The 5,509-nt window shown below is 54.7% G+C and carries 3 rRNA genes; all 3 read right to left on the bottom strand.

Going from position 1 to position 5,509, the window contains the following annotated elements:
• Window positions 1-44: 44 nt before the first annotated feature.
• The 3 genes from rrf to WFJ01_RS18890 all read right to left on the bottom strand — a co-directional run bounded on the left by rrf (window position 45) and on the right by WFJ01_RS18890 (window position 5,295).
• A 5S ribosomal RNA gene (gene rrf / locus WFJ01_RS18900) occupies window positions 45-161 on the bottom strand.
• Window positions 162-264: 103 nt separating this feature from the next.
• Window positions 265-3,362, bottom strand: a 23S ribosomal RNA gene (locus tag WFJ01_RS18895).
• 408 nt (window positions 3,363-3,770) lie between these two features.
• Window positions 3,771-5,295 (bottom strand): 16S ribosomal RNA (locus tag WFJ01_RS18890).
• The 16S, 23S and 5S rRNA genes sit together here, the layout of an rRNA operon.
• Between the last annotated feature and the right edge of the window lie 214 nt (window positions 5,296-5,509).

Below are 5,509 nucleotides of genomic sequence, written 5' to 3'. Positions count from 1 at the left end.
GCAGAAAGGCCACCCTGCGTTGGGTGGCCTTTCTGTTAAAGGAAGTCCGGCGGTGTCCTACTCTCCCACAGGGTCCCCCCTGCAGTACCATCGGCGCTGTGAGGCTTAGCTTCCGGGTTCGGAATGTGACCGGGCGTTTCCCTCACGCTATGGCCGCCGAAACACTATTGACGTGTCTCAAACAAACACAAGCATGTGTTGGTTGTTTGGTTTTCGACCGTACGTCGAGAACCACAAAGTGGACGCAAGCACCAAGAACGGTGTGTTATCAAGTCATCGGCTTATTAGTACCAGTCAGCTGCACGTGTTACCACGCTTCCACATCTGGCCTATCAACCCAGTAGTCTGGCTGGGAGCCTCTCACCCGAAGGTATGGAAGTCTCATCTTGAGGCCGGCTTCCCGCTTAGATGCTTTCAGCGGTTATCCATCCCGAACGTAGCTAACCAGCGGTGCTCCTGGCGGAACAACTGGCACACCAGAGGTTCGTCCAACCCGGTCCTCTCGTACTAGGGTCAGATCCTCTCAAACTTCCTACGCGCGCAGCGGATAGGGACCGAACTGTCTCACGACGTTCTAAACCCAGCTCGCGTACCGCTTTAATGGGCGAACAGCCCAACCCTTGGGACCTACTCCAGCCCCAGGATGCGACGAGCCGACATCGAGGTGCCAAACCATGCCGTCGATATGGACTCTTGGGCAAGATCAGCCTGTTATCCCCGAGGTACCTTTTATCCGTTGAGCGACAGCGCTTCCACAAGCCACTGCCGGATCACTAGTCCCGACTTTCGTCCCTGCTCGACCTGTCAGTCTCACAGTCAAGCTCCCTTGTGCACTTACACTCGACACCTGATTGCCAACCAGGTTGAGGGAACCTTTGGGCGCCTCCGTTACTTTTTGGGAGGCAACCGCCCCAGTTAAACTACCCACCAGGCACTGTCCCTGAACCGGATCACGGTTCGAAGTTAGATATCCAGAGTGACCAGAGTGGTATTTCAACAATGACTCCACATGAACTGGCGTCCATGCTTCACAGTCTCCCACCTATCCTACACAAGCCACACCGAACACCAATACCAAGCTGTAGTAAAGGTCACGGGGTCTTTCCGTCCTGCTGCGCGTAACGAGCATCTTTACTCGTAATGCAATTTCGCCGAGTTCGCGGTTGAGACAGTTGGGAAGTCGTTACGCCATTCGTGCAGGTCGGAACTTACCCGACAAGGAATTTCGCTACCTTAGGATGGTTATAGTTACCACCGCCGTTTACTGGGGCTTAAATTCTGAGCTTCGCCGAAGCTAACCCGTCCTCTTAACCTTCCAGCACCGGGCAGGCGTCAGTCCGTATACATCGTCTTGCGACTTGGCACGGACCTGTGTTTTTAGTAAACAGTCGCTACCCACTAGTCTCTGCGGCCACCACGCCCTTTTCGGAGTAAATCCGTATAAGCGGGTGGCCCCCCTTCTCCCGAAGTTACGGGGGCATTTTGCCGAGTTCCTTAACCACGATTCTCTCGATCTCCTTGGTATTCTCTACCTGACCACCTGAGTCGGTTTGGGGTACGGGCAGCTAGAACCTCGCGTCGATGCTTTTCTCGGCAGCATAGGATCACCCACTTTTCATCCGCATCGTGTCTCAGCCTGCATGAGAGACGGATTTGCCTATCTCTCGGCCTACGCACTTGCACCAGGACAACCATCGCCTGGCTTGGGCTACCTTCCTGCGTCACACCTGTTAATACGCTCACTCCACCAGATGGGGTCGCATGCCGCCTCACGATCGTCCCCGAAGGGATCCACGCGTCTTGGGATGCTTAGCACTCCTGATTTCATGTGGGCGGTTCTTCGCCGGTACGGGAATATCAACCCGTTGTCCATCGACTACGCCTGTCGGCCTCGCCTTAGGTCCCGACTTACCCAGGGAAGATTAGCTTGACCCTGGAACCCTTGGTCTTCCGGAGGACGTGTTTCTCACACGTCTTTCGCTACTCATGCCTGCATTCTCACTCGTGTAGCGTCCACGGCTGGATCACTCCGCCGCTTCACTCGCCACACGACGCTCTCCTACCCATCAACACGGCTGGACCACGAAGGCCTACCATAAATGTCAATGCCACAACTTCGGTGGCGTGCTTGAGCCCCGTTACATTGTCGGCGCGGAATCACTTGACCAGTGAGCTATTACGCACTCTTTCAAGGGTGGCTGCTTCTAAGCCAACCTCCTGGTTGTCACAGCAACTCCACATCCTTTCCCACTTAGCACGCGCTTAGGGACCTTAGTTGGTGGTCTGGGTTGTTTCCCTCTCGACTATGAAGCTTATCCCCCACAGTCTCACTGCTGCGCTCTCACTTACCGGCATTCGGAGTTTGGCTGACGTCAGTAACCTTGTAGGGCCCATCGGCCATCCAGTAGCTCTACCTCCGGCAAGAAACACGCAACGCTGCACCTAAATGCATTTCGGAGAGAACCAGCTATCACGAAGTTTGATTGGCCTTTCACCCCTATCCACAGCTCATCCCCTCAGTTTTCAACCTAAGTGGGTTCGGCCCTCCACGACGTCTTACCGTCGCTTCAGCCTGGCCATGGATAGATCACTTCGCTTCGGGTCTAGGACACGCGACTGAATCGCCCTATTCAGACTCGCTTTCGCTACGGCTACCCCACACGGGTTAACCTCGCCACGTATCACTAACTCGCAGGCTCATTCTTCAAAAGGCACGCTGTCACCCCTACTAAGGAGGCTCCAACGGTTTGTAAGCAAACGGTTTCAGGTACTATTTCACTCCCCTCCCGGGGTACTTTTCACCTTTCCCTCACGGTACTTGTCCGCTATCGGTCATCTGGGAGTATTTAGGCTTATCAGGTGGTCCTGACAGATTCACACGGGATTTCTCGGGCCCCGTGCTACTTGGGATACTCTTCACGCCAAGCCAGGCATTTCGACTACGGGGTTCGCACCCTCTATGACCGGCCATTCAAAACCGTTCGTCTATACCTGCTTGTAACGCTGAAAGTTCGGCAGAACAATCAGAAAAGTCCCACAACCCCGAGCATGCAACGCCTGCCGGCTATCACACACACCCGGTTTAGCCTCATCCGCTTTCGCTCGCCACTACTCACGGAATCACATGTTGTTTTCTCTTCCTGTGGGTACTGAGATGTTTCACTTCCCCACGTTCCCTCTACCCGCCCTATATATTCAGGCGGGAGTCACTAGGTCGGCACGCCGCCCAGCGGGGTTTCCCCATTCGGACACCCTCGGATCAAAACTCGCTTATCAGTTCCCCGAGGCTTATCGCAGATTGCTACGTCCTTCTTCGGCTCCAGATGCCAAGGCATCCACCGTTTGCTCTTAAAGACTTGAAATCACATGAGTTCATCAAGAATCGGTACCAAACCCTCCGAAAAGGGCCCGGTTCGAAATTGACTAATGATCTTTAAGATCATCAAAACGAGACGACCGAAATCGTCTCGAAGATGCTCGCGTCCACTGTGTAGTTCTCAAAGTACGGGCGGTGCTCATCCCCACCAACAACGTTGGCAGCGACAAGCCCGAGGAACAGCTGCGATCCCGAAGAATCACACCCGGTCCCTCAGGACCCAACAGCGTGCAGGCACCAAACCCGCCGGTCCCGCGTTCCCACACCGAAGTGCGTACTAGCAGAAACCATTGGCTCTGATGCCATGTCAAATGTTCCACCCATGAGCTCCCAGCGAAGAACGTGTGCCTTCGATCTGGGTTCTGGACACCCGAAGGTGTCAGATGCTCCTTAGAAAGGAGGTGATCCAGCCGCACCTTCCGGTACGGCTACCTTGTTACGACTTAGTCCTAATTACCGATCCCACCTTCGACGGCTCCCTCCACAAGGGTTAGGCCACCGGCTTCAGGTGTTACCGACTTTCATGACTTGACGGGCGGTGTGTACAAGACCCGGGAACGTATTCACCGCAGCGTTGCTGATCTGCGATTACTAGCGACTCCGACTTCATGAGGTCGAGTTGCAGACCTCAATCCGAACTGGGACCGGCTTTTTGGGATTCGCTCCACCTCACGGTATTGCAGCCCTTTGTACCGGCCATTGTAGCATGCGTGAAGCCCAAGACATAAGGGGCATGATGATTTGACGTCATCCCCACCTTCCTCCGAGTTGACCCCGGCAGTATCCCATGAGTTCCCACCATTACGTGCTGGCAACATAGAACGAGGGTTGCGCTCGTTGCGGGACTTAACCCAACATCTCACGACACGAGCTGACGACAACCATGCACCACCTGTTCACGAGTGTCCAAAGAGTTGACCATTTCTGGCCCGTTCTCGTGTATGTCAAGCCTTGGTAAGGTTCTTCGCGTTGCATCGAATTAATCCGCATGCTCCGCCGCTTGTGCGGGTCCCCGTCAATTCCTTTGAGTTTTAGCCTTGCGGCCGTACTCCCCAGGCGGGGAACTTAATGCGTTAGCTGCGTCACGGAATCCGTGGAAAGGACCCCACAACTAGTTCCCAACGTTTACGGGGTGGACTACCAGGGTATCTAAGCCTGTTTGCTCCCCACCCTTTCGCTCCTCAGCGTCAGTTACGGCCCAGAGATCTGCCTTCGCCATCGGTGTTCCTCCTGATATCTGCGCATTCCACCGCTACACCAGGAATTCCAATCTCCCCTACCGCACTCTAGTCTGCCCGTACCCACTGCAGGCCCGAGGTTGAGCCTCGGGATTTCACAGCAGACGCGACAAACCGCCTACGAGCTCTTTACGCCCAATAATTCCGGATAACGCTTGCACCCTACGTATTACCGCGGCTGCTGGCACGTAGTTAGCCGGTGCTTTTTCTGCAGGTACCGTCACTTTCGCTTCTTCCCTGCTAAAAGAGGTTTACAACCCGAAGGCCGTCATCCCTCACGCGGCGTTGCTGCATCAGGCTTCCGCCCATTGTGCAATATTCCCCACTGCTGCCTCCCGTAGGAGTCTGGGCCGTGTCTCAGTCCCAGTGTGGCCGGTCACCCTCTCAGGCCGGCTACCCGTCGACGCCTTGGTGAGCCATTACCTCACCAACAAGCTGATAGGCCGCGAGCCCATCCCCCACCAAAAAATCTTTCCAGACACTAACCATGCGGTTGTGCCTCGTATCCAGTATTAGACGCCGTTTCCAGCGCTTATCCCAGAGTGAGGGGCAGGTTGCTCACGTGTTACTCACCCGTTCGCCACTAATCCCCAAGTGCAAGCACCTGGTTCATCGTTCGACTTGCATGTGTTAAGCACGCCGCCAGCGTTCATCCTGAGCCAGGATCAAACTCTCCGTAAAAAAGAAAAGCAAACGAACCGGGGAAAAACCGGAACGCCGCGAGTTTGAAACTGACCAAAGAGATGACATCATTGCTGACTTCATCCGAATGCCAACCCAAAAAGAGTTGGTCTTTGATCCAAAGGAATTTCTCAACCAGCCCGAAGACTGGACGAGGAATAAATTGGCATTTGACAAGTGCACGCTGTTGAGTTCTCAAGGATCGGATGCTCCT

Origin of the sequence: Microbacterium sp. MMO-35 (assembly GCF_037147555.1) — a bacterium.
Classification (GTDB): Bacteria; Actinomycetota; Actinomycetes; order Actinomycetales; family Microbacteriaceae; genus Microbacterium.
Note: the sequence above shows the minus strand (reverse complement) of the source record. Positions and strands in the feature narration are given on the sequence as shown.